The sequence below is a fragment of the Ralstonia sp. Ralssp110 genome (genome assembly GCF_047325135.1).
In the GTDB taxonomy this organism is placed as follows: domain Bacteria; phylum Pseudomonadota; class Gammaproteobacteria; order Burkholderiales; family Burkholderiaceae; genus Ralstonia; species Ralstonia mojiangensis.
Genome location: NZ_CP168609.1, coordinates 995,717 through 1,018,206, shown reverse-complemented (window position 1 = coordinate 1,018,206; position 22,490 = coordinate 995,717). Strand labels below are relative to the sequence as shown.

22 protein-coding genes are annotated in these 22,490 nt (G+C 65.3%); 13 read left to right on the top strand and 9 right to left on the bottom strand.

Features of this window, described 5'->3' with window-relative positions; all coding sequences use genetic code 11:
• Window positions 1-2 precede the first annotated feature (2 nt).
• From ACEN9T_RS05225 to ACEN9T_RS05215, 3 genes are all read right to left on the bottom strand, one after another.
• Window positions 3-1,160: a c-type cytochrome gene (locus ACEN9T_RS05225; RefSeq protein WP_413705704.1), complete on the bottom strand. Its 1,158-nt coding sequence runs from the start codon at window positions 1,158-1,160 to the stop codon at window positions 3-5.
• 230 nt (window positions 1,161-1,390) lie between these two features.
• Entirely contained in the window at window positions 1,391-1,903 is a 513-nt protein-coding gene (locus tag ACEN9T_RS05220) for a hypothetical protein (RefSeq protein ID WP_413705703.1), read from the bottom strand.
• 97 nt (window positions 1,904-2,000) lie between these two features.
• A complete protein-coding gene (locus ACEN9T_RS05215) occupies window positions 2,001-2,459 on the bottom strand; it encodes a DUF3293 domain-containing protein (RefSeq protein ID WP_027679742.1) in 459 nt (152 codons plus the stop codon).
• A 146-nt stretch (window positions 2,460-2,605) separates the two neighbouring features.
• On the opposite strand from ACEN9T_RS05215, the gene ACEN9T_RS05210 reads away from it, so the two are divergent.
• Together ACEN9T_RS05210 and ACEN9T_RS05205 are read left to right on the top strand one after the other, a co-directional pair.
• Entirely contained in the window at window positions 2,606-3,061 is a 456-nt protein-coding gene (locus ACEN9T_RS05210; protein WP_027679743.1) for a universal stress protein, read from the top strand.
• A 103-nt stretch (window positions 3,062-3,164) separates the two neighbouring features.
• A complete protein-coding gene (locus tag ACEN9T_RS05205; RefSeq protein WP_413705702.1) occupies window positions 3,165-3,863 on the top strand; it encodes a YceH family protein in 699 nt (232 codons plus the stop codon).
• A 48-nt stretch (window positions 3,864-3,911) separates the two neighbouring features.
• Here ACEN9T_RS05205 and edd read toward each other — a convergent pair whose 3' ends face one another.
• A complete protein-coding gene (gene edd, locus ACEN9T_RS05200) occupies window positions 3,912-5,741 on the bottom strand; it encodes a phosphogluconate dehydratase (protein WP_413705701.1) in 1,830 nt (609 codons plus the stop codon).
• 319 nt (window positions 5,742-6,060) lie between these two features.
• Here edd and zwf point away from each other — a divergent pair, with 319 nt between their 5' ends.
• The 3 genes from zwf to ACEN9T_RS05185 are packed head-to-tail and all read left to right on the top strand — an operon-like array spanning window position 6,061 to window position 9,282.
• Complete coding sequence (zwf, locus tag ACEN9T_RS05195) at window positions 6,061-7,530, top strand: glucose-6-phosphate dehydrogenase (protein ID WP_092970937.1); 1,470 nt, start codon at window positions 6,061-6,063, stop codon at window positions 7,528-7,530.
• Window positions 7,530-8,234, top strand: coding sequence for a 6-phosphogluconolactonase (gene pgl / locus ACEN9T_RS05190; RefSeq protein ID WP_092970938.1), 705 nt, complete (start codon window positions 7,530-7,532; stop codon window positions 8,232-8,234). Before zwf ends, pgl begins: the two co-directional genes overlap by 1 nt.
• Window positions 8,215-9,282 carry a glucokinase gene (locus ACEN9T_RS05185; RefSeq protein ID WP_092970939.1) on the top strand — a complete coding sequence of 356 codons (1,068 nt, stop codon included), beginning with the start codon at window positions 8,215-8,217 and terminating at the stop codon, window positions 9,280-9,282. The genes pgl and ACEN9T_RS05185 overlap by 20 nt, the downstream gene beginning before the upstream one ends.
• Before the next feature lie 13 nt (window positions 9,283-9,295).
• Here ACEN9T_RS05185 and ACEN9T_RS05180 read toward each other — a convergent pair whose 3' ends face one another.
• Entirely contained in the window at window positions 9,296-10,129 is an 834-nt protein-coding gene (locus tag ACEN9T_RS05180) for a MurR/RpiR family transcriptional regulator (protein ID WP_092971334.1), read from the bottom strand.
• 215 nt (window positions 10,130-10,344) lie between these two features.
• Here ACEN9T_RS05180 and ACEN9T_RS05175 point away from each other — a divergent pair, with 215 nt between their 5' ends.
• The 4 genes from ACEN9T_RS05175 to ACEN9T_RS05160 all read left to right on the top strand — a co-directional run bounded on the left by ACEN9T_RS05175 (window position 10,345) and on the right by ACEN9T_RS05160 (window position 15,848).
• The gene (locus tag ACEN9T_RS05175; protein ID WP_413705700.1) at window positions 10,345-12,069 is read left to right on the top strand and encodes a protease pro-enzyme activation domain-containing protein; all 1,725 of its coding nucleotides are present in this window, start codon (window positions 10,345-10,347) and stop codon (window positions 12,067-12,069) included.
• Between the two features lie 95 nt (window positions 12,070-12,164).
• Window positions 12,165-12,899, top strand: coding sequence for a response regulator transcription factor (locus tag ACEN9T_RS05170; RefSeq protein ID WP_092970940.1), 735 nt, complete (start codon window positions 12,165-12,167; stop codon window positions 12,897-12,899).
• Window positions 12,900-12,902: 3 nt separating this feature from the next.
• Window positions 12,903-14,219, top strand: coding sequence for an ATP-binding protein (locus ACEN9T_RS05165; protein WP_092970941.1), 1,317 nt, complete (start codon window positions 12,903-12,905; stop codon window positions 14,217-14,219).
• A gap of 147 nt (window positions 14,220-14,366) precedes the next feature.
• Complete coding sequence (locus ACEN9T_RS05160) at window positions 14,367-15,848, top strand: DegQ family serine endoprotease (protein ID WP_413705699.1); 1,482 nt, start codon at window positions 14,367-14,369, stop codon at window positions 15,846-15,848.
• Between the two features lie 122 nt (window positions 15,849-15,970).
• On the opposite strand, the gene ACEN9T_RS05155 is transcribed toward ACEN9T_RS05160, so the two are convergent.
• Window positions 15,971-16,528, bottom strand: a complete 558-nt coding sequence (locus ACEN9T_RS05155; protein ID WP_254775619.1) for a chorismate mutase — start codon at window positions 16,526-16,528, stop codon at window positions 15,971-15,973.
• A gap of 231 nt (window positions 16,529-16,759) precedes the next feature.
• Here ACEN9T_RS05155 and ACEN9T_RS05150 point away from each other — a divergent pair, with 231 nt between their 5' ends.
• From ACEN9T_RS05150 to ACEN9T_RS05140, 3 genes are all read left to right on the top strand, one after another.
• Window positions 16,760-17,110, top strand: a complete 351-nt coding sequence (locus ACEN9T_RS05150) for a hypothetical protein (RefSeq protein WP_092970943.1) — start codon at window positions 16,760-16,762, stop codon at window positions 17,108-17,110.
• 73 nt (window positions 17,111-17,183) lie between these two features.
• The gene (locus tag ACEN9T_RS05145) at window positions 17,184-17,510 is read left to right on the top strand and encodes a hypothetical protein (protein WP_175537084.1); all 327 of its coding nucleotides are present in this window, start codon (window positions 17,184-17,186) and stop codon (window positions 17,508-17,510) included.
• Window positions 17,511-17,700: 190 nt separating this feature from the next.
• On the top strand, window positions 17,701-18,873 hold the full coding sequence (locus ACEN9T_RS05140; protein ID WP_413705698.1) for a GGDEF domain-containing protein: 1,173 nt from the start codon (window positions 17,701-17,703) through the stop codon (window positions 18,871-18,873).
• A 76-nt stretch (window positions 18,874-18,949) separates the two neighbouring features.
• On the opposite strand, the gene ACEN9T_RS05135 is transcribed toward ACEN9T_RS05140, so the two are convergent.
• From ACEN9T_RS05135 to ACEN9T_RS05125, 3 genes are all read right to left on the bottom strand, one after another.
• Window positions 18,950-19,558, bottom strand: a complete 609-nt coding sequence (locus ACEN9T_RS05135; RefSeq protein ID WP_413706599.1) for an HD domain-containing protein — start codon at window positions 19,556-19,558, stop codon at window positions 18,950-18,952.
• Window positions 19,559-19,640: 82 nt separating this feature from the next.
• Complete coding sequence (locus ACEN9T_RS05130; protein WP_413705697.1) at window positions 19,641-20,207, bottom strand: helix-turn-helix domain-containing protein; 567 nt, start codon at window positions 20,205-20,207, stop codon at window positions 19,641-19,643.
• A gap of 24 nt (window positions 20,208-20,231) precedes the next feature.
• The gene (locus ACEN9T_RS05125; RefSeq protein WP_092970946.1) at window positions 20,232-20,639 is read right to left on the bottom strand and encodes a VOC family protein; all 408 of its coding nucleotides are present in this window, start codon (window positions 20,637-20,639) and stop codon (window positions 20,232-20,234) included.
• Between the two features lie 233 nt (window positions 20,640-20,872).
• Here ACEN9T_RS05125 and treA point away from each other — a divergent pair, with 233 nt between their 5' ends.
• The gene (gene treA, locus ACEN9T_RS05120) at window positions 20,873-22,486 is read left to right on the top strand and encodes an alpha,alpha-trehalase TreA (RefSeq protein WP_413705696.1); all 1,614 of its coding nucleotides are present in this window, start codon (window positions 20,873-20,875) and stop codon (window positions 22,484-22,486) included.
• The last annotated feature ends 4 nt before the right edge of the window (window positions 22,487-22,490 follow it).

Here is a 22,490-nt window from a genome sequence, read left to right as displayed (position 1 = left end):
CGCTACGGTTTTGCGGCGGTCGCCGCAGCGTCGCCACCTTGCGCTTTGATGTACGCCACCAGCGCTGCGAGTTCCTGCTCGCTCAGGTCGAAGTTCGGCATGATGGGCGCGAAGCCTTTGACCACACGCGCTTTCGGATCGCGGATGAAGGCGCGCAGATAGGCTTCATCGGCCACTGCGGTCGAGCCGTCGGCCATGGTCTGTGTGGAGCGGTACAAGCCCTTCCATGTCGGGCCGACGCCAGGGGTGCCATTCACCGAGTGGCAGGCGACGCAGCCTTTGGCCTGGGCGAGCGCCTGGCCCTGATCGGCCAGCGCCTGCGCGCTTCCACCGGCCGCAGCCGGTGCGGCCAGGACTTTTGCTCGCTGGCTTTGTTCGAAGGTGGTCTGCTGGGCGAGCCAGCGTGCAAACGATGCCTCGTCTTCCACGACCACCACACCGCGCATGTTGGAGTGCCCGATGCCGCAGAGCTGCGCGCACAGGATGTCGTAACGCCCCGCCTTGGTGGGCGTGAACCAGAACGTGGTGATCATGCCCGGCACCATGTTCATGCGTGCACGGAACGGCGGCACGTAAAAGTCGTGCAGCACATCGCGCGAGCGCGCCAGCACCTGGATCGGGCGGTTGATCGGCAGGTGCAGTTCGGGGGTTTCGATCAGGACGTTGTCGCGTCCGTTCGGGTCAGCCGGGTTCATGCCGAACGGGTTGTCGTTGCTCATGTAGCGCACGTCGGTCGTGCCGAGCTTGCCGCCGGGGCCGGCAAAGCGGAAGCGCCATTGCCACTGCTGGCCGAGCACTTCCATCTGCAGGGCGTTCGGTGGTGGGCGTACGTAATCGGCATAGACGAACAGGCCGGGCGCGAGCAGCGCGGCCACACCCACGCTGGTGACGCCGATCAGCCACCATTCCAGTCGCGTGTTGTGCGGCTCGTAGGCGGCGCGTTGGTTGGGTTGGCCATCGCGATGGCGATAGCGCAGGAGCGCCGCGACGACGAAGAGGTTGATGGCGACAAACAGCACGCCGGTGATGACGATGGTGATCGTCAGCGTGTCGTCCATGCGCACCCAGTTGGAGGCGATCGGGGTGATCCACCACGGGCTGGCAAAGTGAAACCCCACCGCCAGCACGACGATCAGCACGAGCGCAATCGCAAGGGCCATGGGCACCTCCGGCGAGGGACTCCCTCAACACGCTAAAGACAGGCTAGGTCGCGCACTCGGATCGTGCAAGGCAACGTAAGGACGAGGCACACCCCGCGTACGGATCGCGCCGACGCGCCGTCTGCATGCTGCGCCGCAATGCAAAACGGCCGCCTCCGGCATGTGTTGCCAGAGGCGGCCGCCTCCTGATGACGCCGCTCAGCTTGCGGCGCCGCAGGAAAAAGGTTGTGTCAGCGCATCGGTTCGCGCACGCGCCGCTCCAGCATGCCGTAGGTGATGGCCGTTACCACCCCGAACAGCAGGTTCGCGAGCAGTGGCCCTGAGCCGCGCTCCGAAACAAACCACGGAAACACCGCCGTCATGCCATAGAAGTTCACCACGTACGCCACGATCCCGAAGGCCACGCCGACGGCCGTCAGCATGCCGGGGCTCGAATCGAAGTGAAACGGCGCGATGATGGCGCCAAGGATCATCCCCATGATGGCGCCCAGTACGAAGTGCAGCACGAGCGCCGTCGCCACGATGCTGTAGCTGAACAACGACATCTCTTCCAGTGCGCCCCGGCCCATGACCATGGCGGCGATCTTGTGGGTCGGGCGCCAGGGGCTTTCATTGAGCACCATGGTCGACCAGAAGAATTCGAGCACGATGACCAGTGCGCCGCCCACGAGGCCGGCCACGCTGGCGGCGAGCCAGTCGGGCATGCGGCGCTCCCAATGATGCGATTGCATGTGCAGTTCCATACGAACCTCCTGCTGATGTATCCACGCAAGCACTTAGGAATCGGAAGCGCCACTTACGGTGCTGCAAAGCGCTGTGCGCCAAGTGCCCTGTGCAGAATCAGTCTGGCAGATACGGGTGCCAACGCAAGGTACAAAATCCATGCGCATCGCACAGCACTACGGCGTTTTGCTCGAACGTGAGCATCAAGGTATCGGCAACCGAAGGGTCTTCGATGAACAGAAGCAGGCTCGGTTCGGATGACCACGCGTTCGCCGGGGCATCTTCCGGCGGGCCGCCTTCGCCCGAGAGCCAGGCCATGCCGCGTGCGATGGCCCAGGCAAGCAGCTCGGCCTGCCGCGCGGCGTTTTCATCGGCAGACACCGCGTGCGAAAACGGCTGATGCGCCGTCACGAAGACGGCCCACGGCACGTTGGCTTGCGCGAGCAATGCCGCCACGCACGGGTTGATGGCATCGACGCGCAACAGCACATCGCCCTCCGGTGCGCTGATGCGATACCGCGCGCTGCGATAAGCGGCAATCAATTCGGGCGTGGGGGCGGGCGGATGACGGTGCATTGTTGCGTCGCATGGTCGCGGCCATCTGATTTGGCGCAACGCAAAAGGGCGGTCGATGTCACAGAATAGCGTGTGGGTGGCCCAAGCGCTTCCCCAGCACAGTCAGCACAGTATTCCAACAACCACTCTCCTGCGAGGCTTGAACCATGTACAAGAAGATCCTGGTCGCCATTGATGGCAGCGAAACCAGCAAGCTGGCCCTGGCCGAGGCCGTGCGCCTTGCCAAGGCATTCCAGAGCACCATCCGCGCCGTCTATATCGTCGACAGCCCCGCCATGCTCTTCGACGTCGGCTATTACGACCCGACCGAGCTACGCAAGTCGTTTATCGAAGCCGGCACCGCGTTGCTGGCCGACACCGCCGCAACGCTCACCTCCGCGGGTTTGCAGCAGGAAACGGTGCTGGTGGAAACCCAGCACGTGGGTGAGGATGTGGCGGGTGCCCTGCAGGCCGAAGCGGTGCGAAGCGGCGCCGATGTGGTCGTGATCGGCACGCACGGCCGCCGTGGCCTGGCGCATGCGATGCTGGGCAGCGTGGCCGAGAAGTTCATCCGCCAGGCGACCACGCCGGTGTTGCTGGTACGCGGTCCGGCCAAGGGCTGAGCCTCGGTTGTCATTGCGCAGGCAGGGCTTCCTGCCTGCGGGTGCCGGATATGATGTCGGGATTCGATTTGCCCCAACCCAGCGTATCCGTCGCCGTCCCATCATGAATATCAATCCCGACGCTGTGCAGCGTCGCGCCATCCGTACTCTGACCGCCCTTGAGGGACGCGTGCTCGGCGTTCTGGTCGAAAAGCAGCACACGGTGCCCGACACTTATCCGCTGACGCTCAACGCGCTGGCGGCCGGCTGCAATCAGAAAACCGCACGTGCGCCGGTCATGTCCGTTACCGAAGCCGAGATCCTCACGGCCATCGACGGGCTGAAGTCCCTGAGCCTGGTCATGGAGGGCAGCAGCAGCCGCGTGCCGCGCTTCGAGCACAACATGAACCGCGTGCTGGGCGTGCCAAGTCAATCCGTCGCTTTGCTCACGGTGCTGTTGCTGCGCGGCCCGCAGACCGCAGCCGAGTTGCGACTGAACGCGGCGCGGTTCCACGCCTTTGCCGATATTTCATCCGTTGAAGCGTTTCTGGATGAACTGGCAGAGCACGATCCGCCCTATGTCGTGAAGCTGCCGCGCATGCCGGGCGAGCGTGAAAGCCGCTGGATGCACTTGCTGTGCGGTGAAGTTGCGCAGGCTGAGATTCGGCAGGCCGGCGCCGTTGACGACTCGATCGCGCCGTCGGAGTTCGAGGCGCTGAAAGCGGAGCAGAAGCAGTTGGCCGACAAGGTGGCCAGGCTGCAGGCACTTGTCGAGCAGATGGCCGGTGAGCTGGGCATCTCGATCGACAAGTCGATGCTGTAAACACAACCGGCCAAGGCATCGGGCCTCGGCCGGTTGGATCGGCCTGGCTTATGCGCCGGCCGATACGAACAACGTGCAGGCGCCTTCTTCCGCTGCCGACACATTGCGGCGGAAGCCCGAGAACAGATCCCGCCCAACGCCTGCGTGGTAGTGCGAGAGATCGGGCGCGGTGACCTCGCGGGCATTCCACTCCGCCTCCGGCACGCGCACTTGCAGCGTGCCCGCTTCGGCATCCAGCACGACGATGTCGCCATCGTGCACACGCGCCAGCGGCCCACCGTGGAGCGCTTCCGGCGTGATGTGAATGGCGGCCGGCACCTTGCCCGATGCGCCCGACATGCGGCCGTCCGTCACCAGCGCGACCTTGAAACCGCGCTCCTGCAGCACCGACAGCGTTGGCGTGAGCTTGTGCAGTTCGGGCATGCCGTTGGCGGCCGGGCCCTGATACGGCAGCACGGCCACGAAATCGCGCTCCAGTTCGCCGGCTTTGAACGCGTTGATCAGATCGTCCTGCGCCAGGAACACGCGCGCCGGCGCTTCCACAAAACGATGTTCCGGCTTGACCGCCGACACCTTGATGACCGAGCGCCCGATGTTGCCGTCCAGCACGCGCAGGCCGCCGTCCGGCGAGAACGGCTCGGCCACGCCGCGCACGATGTTGGTATCGAGCGAGGCGGCAGCGCCATCGCGCCACACGAGCTTGTCACCGTCAAGGAATGGCTCCTGCGAATGGCGGCGCAGGCCCTTGCCCATGATCGTCGTCACATCGTCGTGCAGCAGGCCCGCATCGATCAGCTCGCGAATCACGATGGAGAGGCCACCCGCGGCCTGGAATTCGTTCACGTCGGCCTTGCCGTTCGGGTACACACGCGCCAGCAGCGGAATCACGCCCGACAGGTCGTTGAAGTCGTCCCACGTGAGCAGGATGCCGGCCGCACGGGCCATCGCCACCAGATGCAGCGTGTGGTTGGTCGAGCCGCCCGTGGCCAGCAGGCCGACGATGCCATTGACGAAGGCGCGCTCATCCAGCACGTCGGCAATGGGGGTGTATTGGTCGCCGCTGAAGACAAGCTTGAGCGCCTGGCGCGCCGACTCACGCGTGAGCGCTTCGCGCAGCGGCGTGTTCGGGTTGATGAAGGCGGTGCCCGGCAGATGCAGGCCCATCACCTCCATCAGCATCTGGTTGGAGTTGGCCGTGCCGTAGAACGTGCAGGTGCCGGCGCCGTGGTACGACTTGGATTCGGCTTCGAGCAGGTCGGCGCGCGAGAGCTTGCCCTCGGCGTAAAGCTGCCGCGTGCGGGCTTTTTCATCATTGCTGATGCCGGTGGTCATCGGACCGGCCGGCACGAACACGGCGGGCAGGTGGCCGAACGACAGCGCGCCAATCACCAGCCCTGGCACGATCTTGTCGCACACGCCCAGGTACAGCGCCGCGTCGAACATCTGGTGCGACAACGCCACGGCCGTCGACAAGGCAATCGTGTCGCGCGAGAACAGCGACAGCTCCATCCCGTCCTGGCCCTGCGTGACGCCATCGCACATGGCCGGTACGCCACCGGCAAACTGCGCGGTGCCGCCGGCTTCCAGCGCAGCCTGCTTGAGCCACGCCGGAAACGCCTCCAGCGGCTGATGCGCCGACAGCATGTCGTTGTAGGCGGAGACGATGCCGAGGTTCGGCCGCTCCAGCGCTTTCAGGCGGATCTTCGCTTCGCCCGGCATGGCCGCAAAACCGTGCGCGAGGTTCGTGCACGAGAGCAGCGTACGCTCGACCTTGCGGCCGGCATTCTTGCGGGTGACATCCAGATAGGCCTGGCGGGGGCCGCGGCTGCGGTCGATGATGCGCTGTGTGACGGCGGCCAAAGTGCGGTGCAGGGCCATGCGGGTTCTCCTGGGGGGTAGGTCCGGGCAGGACGGAATGCTGTAATTTTCCTACAAATGCGCCGCATGTGGTGCAGGGTTTTCCACAGGTATCGCATCCGATGCAGCGCCGATAACACGGGCGAGCACGCGAATTGCGTGCCAGAAGTCGCGCCGAAGCCCACGCCCTGCGGCAAAAGTCTCGCCGGAAACGCTTGCCCGGGCAGTTTCACGAACGCCTTGCTCGCGATGTAGTAATACTACAAAATGAGCTTAAAAGACGTGGCTTTGCTAGTCAGCTAGGCTAGCCTAATCGATGGCTCACACACAGGAGATGACGATGTCGGTGCCCGCATTCGACATGGTGTTGTTCGGCGGTACGGGCGATCTTGCCCGCCGCAAGCTGATTCCGGCCTTGTTCGATGCGCATCAGGGCGGCGAACTGCACCCCCGTGGGCGGATATTCGCCATCGGCACGCAGCCGCTGGAGACAGCCGGCTACCTTGCCCTGCTGGAGCGCGAAACGCGCCCGACCATGCGCCTGTATTCCGGCGCGCCTGTCTCCGATGACGCCTGGGCCTCGTTTGCCGAGCGCATCGTTTATCAGCAGGTCGACGCCCGCAAGCCCGAGCAGTTCGACGGATTGGCCGCCGCGCTGGGTGAAGACCGCGCCCCGGTAACCGTGTGCTACTTGGCCACCGCCCCGGGCTTCTTCATCGACATCTGCGCGCAGCTCGCCCGTGTCGGGCTGAATACGCCGAATGTGCGGCTGGTGCTGGAAAAGCCGCTGGGCACCGATCTCGCATCAAACGAGCGCATCAACTCCGCCGTGGCCGAGTTCTTTGCCGAAGACCAGATCTACCGGATCGACCACTACCTCGGGAAAGAGTCTGTCCAGAACCTGATGGCGATCCGCTTTGGCAACGCGCTGTTCGAGCCGTTGTGGCGCCGCGAGTGGATCAAGGACGTGCAGATCACCATTGCCGAGCAGCTTGGCGTGGAAAAGCGCGGCGACTTCTACGACGGTGTCGGCGCGCTGCGCGACATGGTGCAGAACCACCTGCTGCAACTGCTATGTATCGTCGCCATGGAACCGCCGTCGAGCCTGTCGCAAGACGCCATCCGCGATGAGAAGCTGAAAATCCTCAAGGCGCTCAAGCCGATCCCGCTGCAGGAGGTGCCTGAGAAGACCGTGCGCGGCCAGTATCAGGAAGGCGCCATCGCGGGGCAGCCGGTGCAGGGCTACCTGCATGAGCAGGGCATTCCGCCGGACAGCCGTACGGAAACCTTCGTCGCCATCAAGGCCGAAATTGCCAACTGGCGCTGGGCCGGCGTGCCGTTCTACCTGCGCACGGGCAAGCGCATGCCGCAGCGCCTGGCGGAGATCGTGGTGCGTTTTCACGACGTGCCGCACGCGCTGTTTCCCAAGCCGCTGATCCAGTTTCCGGAAAACCGTCTCGTCATCCGCCTGCAGCCTGAAGAGAGCATCCGCCTGCAGTTCCTGACCAAGACGCCGGGCGCGGCGCTCGGCCTGCAGCCGTCCACGCTGGACCTGGACTTTACCGACCACGGCGGCGTGCGCCATGCCGGCGCGTATGAGCGGCTGTTGATGGACGCCGTCAACGGCAAGCTGGGCCTGTTCGTGCGCCGCGATGAACAGGCCGAAGCGTGGCGCTGGGTCGAACCGATCATTGAAGCGTGGAACGAAGCACGCATTCCGCCCAAGGGCTACACCGCGGGTAGCTGGGGCCCGGCGGCATCGAGCGCGCTGCTCTCGCGCGACAACGCTGCCTGGCACGAGGAGATGTAATGGCGATGCGCTGGCACGCAGTTCCAGACGCCGAGGCGCAGGTGCAAGCGTTGGCAGCGTCCATTGCCAACACGCTCACGCATGTGATCGAAGAACAGGGCAGCGTGTGCCTGGCCGTGTCGGGCGGGCGTTCGCCCATCGCGCTGTTTTCCGCGCTGCGTGTGTTGCCGCTGCGCTGGGCCGATGTGTCGATCACGCTGGTCGACGAGCGTGCCGTGCCGCCCGAGCACGCCGACAGCAACGCGCGCCTCGTCCGCGAGCACCTGTTGCAGGACGCCGCGGCTGCGGCGCGCTTTTTTCCGCTGGTGTTGCCACCGCACGTGCACGGTGAATCGGTTGACGTGGATGCATGCGTGGCGACTGCCAATGATCCGTTTCAGCAACCCGACGTAGTAATTCTCGGCATGGGCGACGACGGGCATACCGCATCGTTGTTTCCCGACGCGCCTGAATTGAACGAGGGCATCGATCGCACGCAGGCTCCGGCTTATCTGCCGGTGCGCCCGGGCACAGCGCCGCATCGGCGTATCAGCCTGAATCTGTCTGCGCTGTGTGCGGCGCGGCGATTGTTCCTTTCGATCTCAGGACCGGTCAAGCGCGGTGTGTTCGACGATGCCGCGCGAGGCGTGGCACAGCGTGCGCTGCCGGTGAGCTACGTCATTCATCAGCGGGAGGTACCGCTCGATGTCTATTGGACTACATGAGGTGAACGCGGGCACGGGGGCTGACCAATTGGCCGACATGCTGGCCTACCCGCGGCTGGTGGCCGATGTGGGCGGCACCAACGTGCGCTTTGCGGTGGAGATGGCGCCCATGCGCCTGGCCCACATCGGTGTGCTGGCCGGCGATGATTACCCTTCGCTCGAAGCGGCCATGCGTGCGTACCTGGCATCGTTGCCGCCGGAAATCGCCACCGCCGGCGTGCGCCATGCGGCCATCGGCATCGCCAATCCGGTGCTGGGTGACCAGATCCGCATGACCAACCGCGATTGGGCGTTCTCGATCGAGGCGATGCGCCAGTCGCTGGGCTTCGACACCTTCGTTGTGCTCAACGACTTTGCCGCGCTGGCGCATGCGTTGCCGTATCTGCCTGCAGAGGAGCTGGAACAGGTGGGTGGCGGTGCGAGCCTGGCCGATGCACCGCGGGCGCTGCTCGGCGCCGGCACCGGCTTGGGTGTTGCATCGCTGGTGCCGACGTCGGATGGCCGCTACATCGCCGTGGCAGGCGAGGGCGGCCATGTCGCCTTTCCGCCGATGAACGACGAGGAAGCGGTCATCTGGCGCTTCGCACGCGAGCGCTTCGGCCATGTGTCGGCCGAGCGGCTGATCTCCGGCATGGGTCTGGAGCTGATCTACGAGGCGCTGGGTGCATGCTTCGACCTCTGGCAGCAAGGCCCCACCTTGCGCCGCGCGGCGGACATCACCGCCATCGCATTGGGCGAGATGGAAGATGCCGCTGGCGACCACGCGCGCTGCCGCTATGCCGTCGATACGTTCTGCGCGTTTCTCGGCACCATCGCGGCCAACCTGGCGGTCACGCTGGGTGCGCGCGGCGGCGTGTACATCGGCGGCGGCATCGTCCCGCGTCTGGGGCCGGCGTTTGCCAACTCACCGTTCCGGCGCCGCTTTGAAGACAAGGGCCGCTTCTCGGCCTATGTGGCATCGATGCCGGTGTACGTGATTCATTCTCCGTACCCGGGGCTGATCGGCCTTTGCGCTGCCATGGACCACGCGGTGGCCCAGGGGCACTGACGCAACGCTCGCGTTACTCAGACTGATCGGCGTGATGGAGTGCGCTGCCCTTGCGCAGCGCCACTTCCAGCACCAGCGCGTCGAGCAGCGCCAGGTGCAACAGGCGAGCGACCATCGAGCGGTCGGCCACGGCATCGTCCACGCCGGCGGGCAGCACGACATCGGCCAGTGCCGCGAGCGGGCTGCCGGGCGCTGTCACGGCAATTACGTGCACGCCCAGTTCGCGCACGCGCTCCACCGCCGTTTGCAGTTCGGGCAACGCGCCCGATTTGGAGATGGCGATCACCACGTCGCCCGCCTGCAGCACATTCAACGACATCGACACGAGATACGGATCGCTATACGCATTCGCAGGAATGCCGTAGCGGAAGAATTTCGTCTGTGCATCGAGCGCCACCACGCCCGAGCTGCCGAAGCCGTACAGGTCGATGCGGTGCGCGTTGTCGACCAGCGCCACCGCTGCATCAAGCGTGCCCGGGTCGAAGCGGTCCTGCAGCGTGGTGAGCGAATCGATGGCGTTCTGCAGGACGCGCATGCCCGAGGGGGATGCGATGCGCGCCGGCGCGGTATCGCGAGCCACGTTGCCTTGCGCCAGCCGCAGCTTGAAATCCGACAGGCCATGGCAGCCCATCGAGCGGCAGAAGCGGATCACGGTCGGCTGGCTGACACCGGCCTCACGCGCGATGGCGGCTACTGGCAGGCTCAGCACCGTTCCGGGCTGGCGCAGCACCCAATCCGCCACTTGGCGTTCGGCCGGCGAGAGCGACGGGCGCGCCGCGCGAATGCGCTCGCGCAGGTCGGTCGGTGAATCCGGGGTGGCGGGGGAAGTGGCTTGCTGGGCGCTCATCTGCGCGCGGGTTCGAATGGCGGATCGCATCACGATAAAGGCAAGCGCTGCCTTGCGCAACCGCCCGGCGAGGGGTTGCTAGATGCAGCGCGCTCCGGATGCAACTGACTGTTTTCGCACTGTTGAGAGGGCGGTGCGTTGGATACGGTGAACGACGCCCACGTCGTCACAAGCGGCGTGGTCCTGCAACGTCGTACTCCTCAAAAGGACATCCGATGCTCCGTACTGCTCTCCCCTTGCAGCGCTTCTCCACCCTGTGCCGTCAGCTGGCGTATGCATGGCCGCTGGCGCTTGCAGCCGGCCCGATGCATGCCGCCACCGATTGGGTCGACACCCACACCAAGGCCTTCGTCACCGGCCCGCAACTCATGGCGCGCGGCGCCGCCAACGAGGTCGCACCCGGCCAGACCACCGATGTGCTGATCAGCCTCAAGCTGCGCAACGAGGCCACGCTGAAAGCGCTCGCGCACGATGTGAACGACCCGCGCAGCTCGCGTTATCGCAAGTACCTGACCAGCGAACAGTTCCTGGCCGACCACGCGCCCACGCAGGCGCAGGTGGATGCCGTGGTGCGCTATCTGCGGCAGAACGGCTTTATCGACATTGATGTGGCGCCCAACCGGCTGCTGGTGTCGGCGCGCGGCACGGCCGGCACGGTCAAGGCGGCGTTCAACACGCCGCTGGTGCATTACCAGCTGGCCGGCCGCAGCGGGTTTGCGAACAGCGGCAAGGCGCAGGTGCCGCGCGCGCTGGGCGGTATCGTCGGCTCGGTGCTGGGCCTGCAGAACGTGGCGCGTGCGCGTCCGCTGCTGCGTGTGGGCGATGTGGCCGAAGCGCGCACGCTGGTGGCGGGTACCGCGACGGGCCACTACCCGAAGGAATTTCCGGCACTGTACGGCGCGACCGGCGTGCCGACGGCGGCGGGCACCACCGTGGGCGTCATCACCATCGGCGGTGTATCGCAAACACTGCGCGACCTGCGCACGTTCACGAGCAACAACGGCTACGCCGCGGTGTCCACCTCCACCATCAAGACGAACGGCACCAGCGGAAACTACACCGATGACCAGGAAGGCCAGGGCGAGTGGAACCTCGACAGCCAGTCCATCGTGGGCGCGGCCGGCGGCGCGGTCGGCAAGCTGGCTTTCTACATGGCCGACCTGAATGCGCCGGGCAACACGGGCCTGACCAAGGCCTTCAACAAGGCGGTGACCGACAACACCGCCAAGATCATCAACGTGTCGCTCGGCTGGTGCGAGAACGACGCCAGCGCAGACGGCACGCTCGACGCAGAAGAGGCCATCTTCACCACAGCCGCCGCGCAGGGGCAGACGTTCTCCGTGTCTTCCGGCGACGAGGGCGTCTACGAGTGCAATAACCGCGGGTATCCGGACGGCGGCAACTACAGCGTGTCGTGGCCGGCATCGTCGCCGCACGTGCTGGCCATTGGAGGCACCACGCTCTACACGAGCGGCTCCAGCTTCGCCAGCGAGACCGTGTGGAACGAAGGCCTCGATGGCAACGGCAAGCTGTGGGCCACCGGCGGCGGCATCAGCCAGATCCTGCCGGCCCCGAGCTGGCAGGGCGGCAATGCGCGCCTATTGCCCGATGTGTCGTTCGACGCGGCGCAAAGCACCGGTGCCTACATCTATAACTACGGGCAACTGCAGCAGATTGGCGGAACGAGCTTGGCATCGCCCATCTTTGTCGGTTTCTGGGCACGGTTGCTGGCGGCCAACGGCAACCTGGGCTTCCCGGCGGCGCGTCTGTACAGCGCCATTCCGGCCAACGCGTCGCTGCTGCGCTATGACGTGGTCTCGGGCAACAACGGCTACCAGGGCTACGGTTACAGCGCCGCCAAGGGCTGGGACTACCCGACGGGTTGGGGCAGCCTGAACATCGGCGCGTTGAATCAACTGATCAAATCGGGCGGATTCTGATGCGGAGGTGAGTTTGCGGGCGGTTTCGCACAAAGCGTGAGCCGCCCGCGCGGCGGTTCTACAATGAGCCTTCCCCGGCTTATTTTTGATTCGTCATGCGCGTACTGCTCGTAGAAGACGACGACATGATCGGCGACAGCGTGCGCAAGGGTTTGCGCCACGACGGTTTCGCCATCGATTGGGTGCGCGACGGCGAGGCTGCCGTGCACGCTATCACGGCGCCTGGCGCCGCCGGCGCAGAGTCCGGCGCCACCATGTTCGATCTCATGCTGCTCGACCTCGGCCTGCCCAAGCGCGACGGGCTGGATGTGGTGCGCGAACTGCGCCAGCGCGGCATCGCCATCCCCATCCTGATCCTGACCGCGCGCGATGCGGTGGCCGACCGCGTAGCCGGCCTCAATGCCGGCGCAGACGACTACCTCGTCAAGCCCTTCGACCTTCAGGAACTGGCGGCACGCATGCACGCGCTGCTGCGCAGGCAAGGTGGCCGCGCCGATCCGCTCATGCGCCACGGCGAGGTGCTGCTCAACCCCGTCACCCGCGAGGTGCTGCGTGCGGGGGTGCCAGTCAAACTGTCGGGCCGCGAGTTTGCGGTGCTGCATGCGCTGCTCGCGCGGCCGGGCAAGGTGTGGTCGATCGCGCAGTTGCAGGACAACCTCTACGGCTGGGATGAGGAAGTCGGCAGCAACACGGTCGAGGTCTACATCCACGCGCTGCGCAAGAAGCTCGGCAGCCATTTCATCCAGAACATCCGCGGTGTGGGGTATGTGATTCCACGTGAGGCGTCGACGTCGCCTGCGGAACCTGCCGGCGGCGACGCGCACCAATAACCCATGCAATCGATCCGTAAAACCCTGCTGTGGTGGCTGGCCGGCGGCCTGCTGGCGGGCATTGTCATCGCCACCGGCCTGATCTACGCGCAGGCGCGCCAGGAAGCCAACGCGCTGTTCGACTACCAGATGCAGCAGGTGGCCGCCGCGCTGCCGAGCCAGTGGATCGACCCGCCGCCGCCGGCACTCGCGGGCATTGCGCGTGACGACGACGTCGTGATCCGCATCTGGGACGGCACCGGCCGCAGCCTGTATCTATCACACGCAAGGCCAGATCTGCCGGACCAGGCGGAGCTGGGCTTTTCCGATGCGAATACGCCGGAGGGCCCGTGGCGCATCTACAGCGTCGCGTTCGGGCCCGCCGTGGTGCAGATCGCGCAGCCATATAGCGCGCGGCACGAGGTAGCGGCGCGCATGGCGTTGCGTACGGTGGCGCCGCTGTTGATCCTGCTGCCGCTATTGGGATGGATCGTGTGGCTGGCGGTCGGGCGCGGTCTGGCGCCGCTGGGCTCCGTGGCCAAGCAGGTGCAGGCGCGCGATGCGGCAGCGCTGTCGCCGTTGCCCACGCAGGGGTTGCCCGACGAGATCCGCCCGCTGACGAACGCTCTGAATGACCTGCTTGCGCGACTCGGCACCGCTCTTGCGCACCAGCGTGCGTTCGTCGCCGACGCTGCACATGCGCTGCGCACGCCGCTGGCTGCGCTCAAGCTGCAGTTGCAGGTGGCCGACCGCGCCGAGAACGAAGACGAACGCCGCGCCGCGCATGCCGATCTGCATCGCGGTGTGGAACGCATGATCCGTCTCGTTGGCCAGTTGCTGACGCTCGCGCGGCAGGAGCCGGGCGCTGCCGATACGCAGCGCGCAACGGTTGCACTCGAGGCGGTGGCGGCCGACGTGGTTGCCGAACTGTCGCCGGCGGCGGTGCACAAGGGCATTGATCTGGGGATGGCGATGGAGTCGCAGCCGGCATCCGTCATCGGCAATCACGATGCGCTGCGCGTGCTGCTGGTCAACCTTGTCGACAACGCGCTGAACTACTGCCCGCGCGGCGCGCGCGTCGATGTGTTGACGGGGCACACGCCCGACGGTGGGGTGCAGTTGGTGGTGGAGGACAACGGCCCCGGCATTCCTGCGGAGGAACGCGAACGCGTGCTCGATCGATTTTATCGGCCAGCGCAGGCCCCCACGGGCGGCAGCGGCCTCGGCCTCGCCATCGTCCGGGAGATCGCGCAAGCGCATGACGCAACCCTGGCGCTGGAAGCGCGCGAGGGCGGCGGCTTGCGCGTGGTGCTGCGCTTTCCATTCAAGGCTAACGCGTAGAAACATTTTGTTTCGTGTGACGGCCGCGTGCGCCTTGCACCTTTAAGTCTCGTTTAAGTCTGCCCGCCTACGATGTCTTCAACCGATGGGCACGACAGGCGACTCCGCAGGCCGTGACCCTCGTGCAAAGCAAGAGAGGACACGACAATGACGCGTCAAACCCTGGCACGCAGTGCGGCTGGCCTGGCCGCTGTGATCGCCGTTGCAGGCGGCTATGCCTATCTGCAGAAAGACATGATTTCGCGCGCGGTGGCGGCGCCCGTGGCCACCGCGACGGCAACGACCGCGCCTGCTCCCGGTGCAGCTCCGGTGGCTGTGGCGGCGCCAATGGACTTCTCAGGCATCGTCGATCGCTACGGCCCGGCGGTGGTCAACATCAGCACCACCGCGCACGCGCAACGCACGAGCATGCAGGGCTTGCCGCCCGGCATGAGCCCGGATGATCCGTTCTCCGAATTCTTCAAGCGCTTCATGCCGCAGATGCCGCAACAACACGGCGACCAGATCGTGCGCGGTCTGGGCTCGGGCTTCATCGTCTCGGCCGATGGGCTGATCCTGACCAACGCCCACGTGGTGGACGGCGCCCAGGAGGTCAACGTCAAGCTGACGGACCGCCGCGAGTTCAAGGCCAAGGTGCTCGGCGTCGACAAGCAATCCGACGTGGCAGTGCTGCGCATCTCGGCCAAGAACCTGCCGGTGGTGCAGATTGGCAGCCCCGCCAACACCAAGGTGGGTGAGCCTGTGCTGGCCATTGGCTCGCCGTACGGTTTCGAGAACACCGTCACGGCGGGCATCGTGAGCGCCAAGTCGCGCTCGCTGCCGGACGATACCTATGTGCCGTTCATCCAGACCGATGTGGCCGTGAACCCGGGCAACTCCGGTGGCCCGCTGTTCAACCAGCGCGGCGAGGTGATCGGCATCAACTCGCAGATCTACAGCCAGACCGGTGGCTACCAGGGCCTGTCGTTTGCCGTGCCGATCGATGTGGCGATGAAGGTGGAGCAGCAGCTTGTGTCCACCGGCAAGGTCACGCGCGGCCGGCTTGGCATTGCGGTGCAGGAGGTCGACCAGTCGCTGGCCGATTCCTTCAAGCTGCCCAAGCCCGAAGGCGCATTGGTCAACTCGGTGGAAGACGGCGGCCCCGCAGCCAAGGCCGGCCTGCAACCGGGCGACGTGATCCTGCAGATTGGCGATGCGCGCATCGACCGGTCGGGCGATCTGCCCGAGCAGGTGGCCGACATCAAGCCGGGCTCCACTGTGCCGCTGCAGATCATTCGCCAGGGCAAGCCGACCACACTGACTGTGACCGTTGGCGCAGCGAAGGATGCGAAGGTGGCGTCCAGTGAAAAGGCGGCGCCGGACCAAGGCCGCCTGGGCCTGGCGGTGCGACCGCTGCAACCGGAAGAGAAGCGCCAGAACGGTCTGCCCGGCGGCCTCGTGGTGATGGATGTGACCGGCCCGGCCGCGAAGGTCGGCATCCAGCCGGGCGACGTGATCCTGTCGCTCAACGGCACGCCGGTGTCATCGGTGCAGGAGTTGCGCACGCTGGTGGACCGCGCCGGCAAGCATGTCGCGCTGCTGGTGCAGCGTGATGACACGAAGATCTTTGTGCCTGTGGATCTGGGCTGATATCTATCTCCGGCGCTGCCGCGCTGAAGACATTGCATCTGCTCAGACAGCCGGTCCGCTCGGGCCGGCCTTTCTTTTTATTTGCGCCCGCTACATACCTGCCGGCGCTATTTTTTATTGGATCAGCGGGTGGTGGTGCACAGCCGTGCGGTTGCACGGTCCAGTGCAATGCGATGCAAGCTGTCGAGCGATTTCTCCTGCGCCACACGGCCGATTTCGTTCGCCACCTGCATCGGGCAATCCGCGTGGCCGCGTGCCGGTGCAGCATCGCGCAAGGCTTGCAGGATGGATTTCTGCAGTCCGTCCAGCTTGGGCCGGATCACATCCGGCAGGCTCTGCCGCTGCGCGGTGGGCGCAGCACCGGCCCGTCGCCAGTCGTTCAGCAGGGCGTACTGCACTTCCTTGTTCGCCTCGATCTGGTCTGTGAATACATCGCTCACGTCTGGGGCCGCCAAGCCGTAAGCGGGCGCTTGCGCCGAAGCATTGGCGATGACCTTCGCTTCGCGCGCCGGGTCGTAGACCGACTGTCCGCTGTCCCATTTGCTCAGCGCAACCTGGTCAGCGGTGACCAGGCGATCGGCCAGATGGCGGAGCAGCGGGGCGAAGGCGCCTTCCTGAGCGTGAGCCTGGGTGGCGAAGCTTGCCGCCAACAACAGGGCGCAGGCGATTCGGGGTGTCATCAAGGTGTTAAAGGCGTTCTTCATGCTGGTACCGGTCGATTGCCGCGTGTCATGAGACTGGGAGCGGCCATCATACCGAAGCGTCTACTGTCTGGCGCGTGCAACGTTGTTCCGATGCGCGCCGTTAGGGCGTTTGCACGTGCCGTCTGCCATAAACCCAGGTATCATGCGGCCTACGCGCCGTTTTTGTCTGCAAAGCCTGCGGCGGCGCGGCTAGCTGAGCATACGACGATGGATTTTTACCCCGATCTGGAAGGTTTGCCGCTGTTCGCCAAACCCGCTTTCGGCTGGGAGGAACCACTGTCGGCATCACCAGCCGAAACTCCCCCCACCAAACCCCGCCGCTTGCGCCGATGGCGCGGCCCGATCACGCATTGGGAACGCGGCTACCGCTCCCACTACTACCGTGACAAGCGCGGCAAGAAGCTCGGTGAAATCCACCTGAGCCCGCGCGGTCAGGCTCCGCTGCTCTACCGCTGGCTGGCCGGTACGCTCTCAGGCATCGAAGGGTCGCTCACGCATGCCCGCATGCGGGTGGAAGAGGCCATCGGGTTTGGGGTGCGGCAGATGGCGCTGTTCTGAGGCAGTCGCCCGACGCATCGCCGGGCACGGCCGATGCGTCAACTCTGGGTTCACCACGACGAGGAGAACCCCCATGCCGACCATCGTCCGCATCTTCACAGACCATGCCGCTGCTGAGGCGGCCCGCCAAGCCGTGTTGAACACCGGCCTCACGCTGGAGCGCGTCGCGCTGTCACATCAAGGTGACGAAGCGGGTGCCGTGTGCGGCAACTTTCTTTGTGGCGACCACGAGGCCGGTGGCGAAAATGCCGAGACATACGAGCGCAAATTCCAGAACGTCGTGATCGGCGGGCGCTTTCTGCTGACCATCGAGGCCGAGCCCGCACAGGTGGACGCCGCCGAAGCCGCGTTGCAGGCCACCGGCGGACACGCCGTAGACGATCTCGGACCCAAACCCTGACCTAGCGCGGCGGTTCCTGCGTGCAAGGGCTGCCGTCACCATAGAAGCGACCAGCTGCAGTTGAATTGCGGCGTTCGGCCCAGGATTGAGTTTGGCTGTGATAAGGCGCGCCGTGCCCCACCACCCGGTGATGTCCGCAACGCGCCACTTTTCGTAGAATCCCCGCCACAGAAGATTTGCGGGAGTGCTCATGCTGGATCCAGGCGTCGCCATTGCCACGTCGGCGCTGATGAGCTTTGTGCTCCTGGGGCTGCTGGGTTCGTTGCTGCGCGCCAGCAAGCCTGGCATTGCCGAGTGGTTTGGTGCCAATCTGGCCGTGGTGCTAGCGCTGCCGTTGATCCTGCTGCGCGGGAAGATCCCCGACAGCCTTTCGGTTGTTGTGGCGAATGTCCTGTTGGCACTCGGTGGTGCTGCGTACTACGCGGGCTGCGCACGGTTTCTCGGACGGCGCCCGCAGTGGCCCATCCTACTGGCAGGCGTGACGGCGGTGGGAGTGGCGGTCATCTACTGGCGCTACGCCGTCGATAGCATCCCCATGCGGGTGTTTTCGACCACGCTGTTTTCGGCCGCCTTCTGCACGGCACTGGTGTGGATGCTGTTGCGGCATTCGCCCGCCGGTCGACCGACCTATCCGTACCGGGTAACGGCCGTCATTGCTTTCGTGTTCGGCGTCTGTCAGCTCGTACGCGGCATCTATTTCCTGACGCTGGGCGCGGCGTCCAGCCCGAGCATGTTTGCCACCGCCGGCAGCGTGCTGCTGCTCGTGGTGGCGGCGGCCATCATGCCCATCCTGTCGATGTCGGCCATGTTGATGGTGCATGACGCACTGCTGGCGGACGCGTGCGATGCCGCCAATCGTGATTTCCTGACCGGCGCGCTGTCGCGCCAGGGCTTCGAGGTGCTGGCACGCCGCCATGTCGGCCGTGTGCAGCGGCACGCCAAGCCGCTGGCATTGCTGATTCTCGATCTGGACCACTTCAAACGCATCAACGATACCCTCGGCCATGCCGCCGGCGATGCCGTGTTGCGCGCGTTTGTGCAGATGGCGCAAGCGCAGTTACGGCCGACCGACGTGCTCGGGCGTATCGGTGGCGAAGAGTTCGCGCTGCTGCTGCCCGACACAGACAGCGGCAACGCCATGCATCTCGCAGAACGCTTGCGCAAGGCAGCTGCCACGCACGTTGTCTCGGCCGGAGCGCAGTCTTGCTGCTACAGCGTCAGCGGTGGCGTGGCGGCGTGGCAACCCGGCGAATCGTTCGACCGGCTGAGCGCCCGCGCAGACCGTGCGCTGTACGACGCCAAACACCGGGGGCGCAACCGCATCTGCGCAGCCGATGTGGTCAACGTGGCTGCGGTGGCGTAGCGCTGTGCGCAAGGTCACGGCAATACGCAGCGCCGACTTGCGCCGTGCCGTAGAAGAACACCTTCGTGCAGGCGTGCTATGAGGCGGTGCGCGGGGCACCTGTGCCCGCAGCGTTGGTCGCTTCCACCATCCGCTTGCGCGTCTGCGCATCCAATAGCCCGCGCAACGTGGTGAACAACGGTGCGGCCTGCATGTAGCGCTGCCCATACCCGAGGTTGAATGCGTAATCGAAGTCCGGGGGGTTTGCGCCCTGGTTGTGCTGCAGGATGGTCTCCAGCTTGTCCAACGCCTTCACGGCCCGTGCTTCCGGCGTAGCCGCCGCTTCATATTCATCCCACAGCCTGACGAGGGTGTTGCGCACCTGGGTGTCCAGCATGTGTGTGAGCTGCAACAGGTCACAGCGCTCTTGCGCGCTCTTGTCTGGGTGCGCGTGTTGATGGATGGCCGGGACGTCGCCGTGGATGGCTTCACCCAGATCGTGCACCACGCACAGTTGAAGCACCTTCAAGAGATCGAGGTCTTGCAGCGCATCGGCAAAGACGATGGCCATCAGGCTCAGACGCCAGCTATGTTCTGCAGTGCTCTCGGGGCGGCCTACTGACGTGTGGCCGCTGCGCAGCACGTTCTTAAGACGCTCGGCTTCGCGCAGGAAATCAAGCCGGGCGACCAGGGTGTCGGTGGTCATGATGTGGGAGCGTTCGTTCATCGGCTGAGCCTAGGCGTTTGGCCAAGCGCTGTCCACGCATGAAACATGCGCGCAACCGGATTTAGTCCGATCGCAGTGTTTCCACAAGGCGTACGGCCGTGCCGTCAGAGAGCGTCATACGTGTCCAGCGGCACACGCTTGGGCGAATCGGCACGACAACGGAATCGTTGGCCCCGGTGCTGAACTCCACGCCCGGCGGGGCGAGATCGTCATACCAGCCCAGCGCATCCAACGACGCTTCCCGCTGGGCGATGGCCTCCGTTGCGTAGCGCCATAGTGAGTGTCCGATCAGTTGCACGATCGGCCGGCCGAATTCGGCTGCGCGTGCCGGTGAGCTTGCGAGCAGCCGGTGCGTGAGATCGCAGACGAGGTGCATCGCGCCTGTGTGTGTATCGATCAGTCTGGCCAGCGCATGATCGGCGGACGAACTGAGGCGCGCTCGTAGCAGCGATTCCGCCCGCAGGCGCTCGTCCGGCGCCATGTCTTGCATGCCGGCCTCCCACCGTGAGATGGTCGACTGCGTGACGCCAAACAGTTCAGCTGCGTGCAACTGCTTGATGCGGTGCAGGGTGCGCCAGCGCCGCAACATTGGCCCGAGCGGGCGTTGGGCAAGTGGAGAATTGACCATGTTGGCGAAGGCGCAGATGGACCGTCAAACTGCTGATGGTATGGGAGCTTGCGAACCGAGGTCATACGGCCGCGTCATGATCTCTAGAAAGTGCCCATCTGGATCGTCGAAGTACACCCCGCGCCCGCCGTTGTGCTCGTAGGTTTCGCCCTGCCGCTTCTTGGCTGGGTCCGCCCAGTACGTCAGCCCCTTCGCCTGGATGCGGGCGAACGCCTGCTCGAATTCGGTGTCGCTGACGAGAAAGGCGTAGTGCTGCATGGCGATGGGCGCATCGCTGTCGAAAAAGTCGAGCGACACGCCGTTCGATAGCGGGACGACCAGCATCTGTCCGAACGGGACCGGCTCGGGCAGGTCGAGGATGTCGCGTAGAAAGCGCGTGGACTTCTGCTTGTCGCGGCACCAGACGATGGTGTGGTTCAGTTCGATGCGCATGCGGGCTCCCCGGTGTAGCTTGCGATGCAAGCGTATGGTTAGACGATAGGCCACGCATGCCCGCCTGCAAAGCATCGCCGCACATCAGCAAGTTGCTTGCCCGCAGAGTCCAATACGGCGCCATTTCTTGCGCTTCGGTACGCCGCCGTTTTGCGCAAAACCTGTCGATTTGACAACGCTGTGGGCGTCTCCTTTTCTGGACTGGCTTTCCGTCCACCAGGCAGGAGATGACGATGCATCGACAGGCTCACTTTTTGATCCGGCGCCGTGCGGCCAATGTTGCTGCATGGCTGGCGTTCGGTTTTGCGGCGTCGTCCGCATTGGCCGATGTGGGCGTGGGTGCCGCGCTGCCGCCGTCGCCCGACAAGCTTTACGGCGACTTGTTCGTGGCCGTGCAGACCGCGCAGGTGTATCCGGATCAGAAGACGTTTGTCGATGCCGTGCCCAAAGCCGCACCGGCCGCGATCCTGCAGGCATACCAAGTACAGAAGAACGTGCCGGGTTTCTCGCTCAAGGCGTTTGTCGATCAGTACTTCACGCCGCCGGTGGAGACGCCCGTGACACCGCCCGCGGGGCAGTCCTTGCGCGCGCACATCGACTGGCTCTGGCCGGCGCTCACGCGCACGACGACCACCGCCCCTGACAACAGCTCGCTCATCCCGCTGCCCAAGCCTTACGTGGTGCCCGGCGGCCGCTTCCGCGAGGGCTACTACTGGGATACCTACTTCACCATGCTCGGCCTGCAGGAGGCCGGCCGCGAAGACCTGGTCGACAACATGCTCGACAACTTCGCCTATGCCATTGATCAGTTCGGCCACATTCCCAACGGCAATCGCACGTATTATCTGAGCCGCTCGCAGCCGCCGTTCTTTGCGTTCATGGTCGAGCTGGCCGCGCAGCAGGAGGGTGATACGGCGCTCAAGCGCTACCTGCCGCAACTGCGCAAGGAGTATGCGTACTGGATGCGCGGCGCCTCGACTACGCCCGCAGGGCAGGCGAGCAGCAACGTCGTCGTCATGCGCGACGGCACTGTCCTCAACCGCTACTGGGACGACCAGGACACCCCGCGCCCCGAGTCCTATCTGCAAGACGTGACCACAGCGCAGCAAACACCCGCGCGCCCTGCCAACGAAGTCTGGCGCGACCTGCGCGCAGCGGCTGAAAGCGGCTGGGATTTCAGCTCGCGCTGGTTTGGCGAAAACGCCACCCTAGGCACCATCCGCACCACGTCGATCGTGCCGGTGGATTTGAACAGCCTGATGTTCCAGCTGGAGAAGACCATCGCGCGCGGTTGCACAGCGGCGCGCGATTTTGCATGCACGGTCGAATATTCCGTGCGCGCCGGAAAACGTGCCGTCGCCATCGAGCGCTATCTATGGCACCCCGCTGGCTACTACGCAGACTACGATTGGCAGCTCGGCCGCATTCGCGACAACAAGTCTGCCGCGATGACGTATCCGCTGTTTGTGGGTGCCGCACGGCCGGACCGCGCGTGGAAGACATTGCAGTGGACGCAGCAGGCGCTGCTGCAGGTGGGTGGGCTGTCCACCACCACCTTCAAGACCGGCCAGCAATGGGATGCCCCCAACGGCTGGGCGCCGCTGCAATGGATCGCGCTGCGTGGTGCGCAGCGATACGGCTGGCAACCGCTCGCCCAGGCAATCGGCGAGCGCTTTCTCGGCAGCGTCGAGCAGCTCTACGCCAGCCAGCAGAAGCTCGTCGAGAAATACATCGTCGACGGAACGGGCACGGGCGGCGGCGGGGGTGAGTATCCGTTGCAGGATGGCTTCGGCTGGACCAACGGTGTCACTCTCAAGCTGCTGGATGCATATGGCCGTGGGCAGTAAGCTG

Excerpts from the sequence above, each read along its gene's own strand:
- ACEN9T_RS05130 (WP_413705697.1), bottom strand. The coding sequence starts at position 20,207 with ATGGTCAATTCTCCACTTGCCCAACGCCCGCTCGGGCCAATGTTGCGG.
- zwf (WP_092970937.1), top strand. The coding sequence starts at position 6,061 with ATGTCGGTGCCCGCATTCGACATGGTGTTGTTCGGCGGTACGGGCGAT.
- treA (WP_413705696.1), top strand. The coding sequence starts at position 20,873 with ATGCATCGACAGGCTCACTTTTTGATCCGGCGCCGTGCGGCCAATGTT.
- ACEN9T_RS05210 (WP_027679743.1), top strand. The coding sequence starts at position 2,606 with ATGTACAAGAAGATCCTGGTCGCCATTGATGGCAGCGAAACCAGCAAG.
- ACEN9T_RS05175 (WP_413705700.1), top strand. The coding sequence starts at position 10,345 with ATGCTCCGTACTGCTCTCCCCTTGCAGCGCTTCTCCACCCTGTGCCGT.
- ACEN9T_RS05170 (WP_092970940.1), top strand. The coding sequence starts at position 12,165 with ATGCGCGTACTGCTCGTAGAAGACGACGACATGATCGGCGACAGCGTG.
- ACEN9T_RS05205 (WP_413705702.1), top strand. The coding sequence starts at position 3,165 with ATGAATATCAATCCCGACGCTGTGCAGCGTCGCGCCATCCGTACTCTG.
- ACEN9T_RS05125 (WP_092970946.1), bottom strand. The coding sequence starts at position 20,639 with ATGCGCATCGAACTGAACCACACCATCGTCTGGTGCCGCGACAAGCAG.
- ACEN9T_RS05180 (WP_092971334.1), bottom strand. The coding sequence starts at position 10,129 with ATGAGCGCCCAGCAAGCCACTTCCCCCGCCACCCCGGATTCACCGACC.
- ACEN9T_RS05225 (WP_413705704.1), bottom strand. The coding sequence starts at position 1,160 with ATGGCCCTTGCGATTGCGCTCGTGCTGATCGTCGTGCTGGCGGTGGGG.
- ACEN9T_RS05145 (WP_175537084.1), top strand. The coding sequence starts at position 17,184 with ATGCCGACCATCGTCCGCATCTTCACAGACCATGCCGCTGCTGAGGCG.
- ACEN9T_RS05150 (WP_092970943.1), top strand. The coding sequence starts at position 16,760 with ATGGATTTTTACCCCGATCTGGAAGGTTTGCCGCTGTTCGCCAAACCC.
- ACEN9T_RS05185 (WP_092970939.1), top strand. The coding sequence starts at position 8,215 with ATGTCTATTGGACTACATGAGGTGAACGCGGGCACGGGGGCTGACCAA.
- pgl (WP_092970938.1), top strand. The coding sequence starts at position 7,530 with ATGGCGATGCGCTGGCACGCAGTTCCAGACGCCGAGGCGCAGGTGCAA.
- ACEN9T_RS05135 (WP_413706599.1), bottom strand. The coding sequence starts at position 19,558 with ATGACCACCGACACCCTGGTCGCCCGGCTTGATTTCCTGCGCGAAGCC.
- ACEN9T_RS05140 (WP_413705698.1), top strand. The coding sequence starts at position 17,701 with ATGCTGGATCCAGGCGTCGCCATTGCCACGTCGGCGCTGATGAGCTTT.
- ACEN9T_RS05165 (WP_092970941.1), top strand. The coding sequence starts at position 12,903 with ATGCAATCGATCCGTAAAACCCTGCTGTGGTGGCTGGCCGGCGGCCTG.
- ACEN9T_RS05215 (WP_027679742.1), bottom strand. The coding sequence starts at position 2,459 with ATGCACCGTCATCCGCCCGCCCCCACGCCCGAATTGATTGCCGCTTAT.
- ACEN9T_RS05155 (WP_254775619.1), bottom strand. The coding sequence starts at position 16,528 with ATGACACCCCGAATCGCCTGCGCCCTGTTGTTGGCGGCAAGCTTCGCC.
- edd (WP_413705701.1), bottom strand. The coding sequence starts at position 5,741 with ATGGCCCTGCACCGCACTTTGGCCGCCGTCACACAGCGCATCATCGAC.
- ACEN9T_RS05220 (WP_413705703.1), bottom strand. The coding sequence starts at position 1,903 with ATGGAACTGCACATGCAATCGCATCATTGGGAGCGCCGCATGCCCGAC.
- ACEN9T_RS05160 (WP_413705699.1), top strand. The coding sequence starts at position 14,367 with ATGACGCGTCAAACCCTGGCACGCAGTGCGGCTGGCCTGGCCGCTGTG.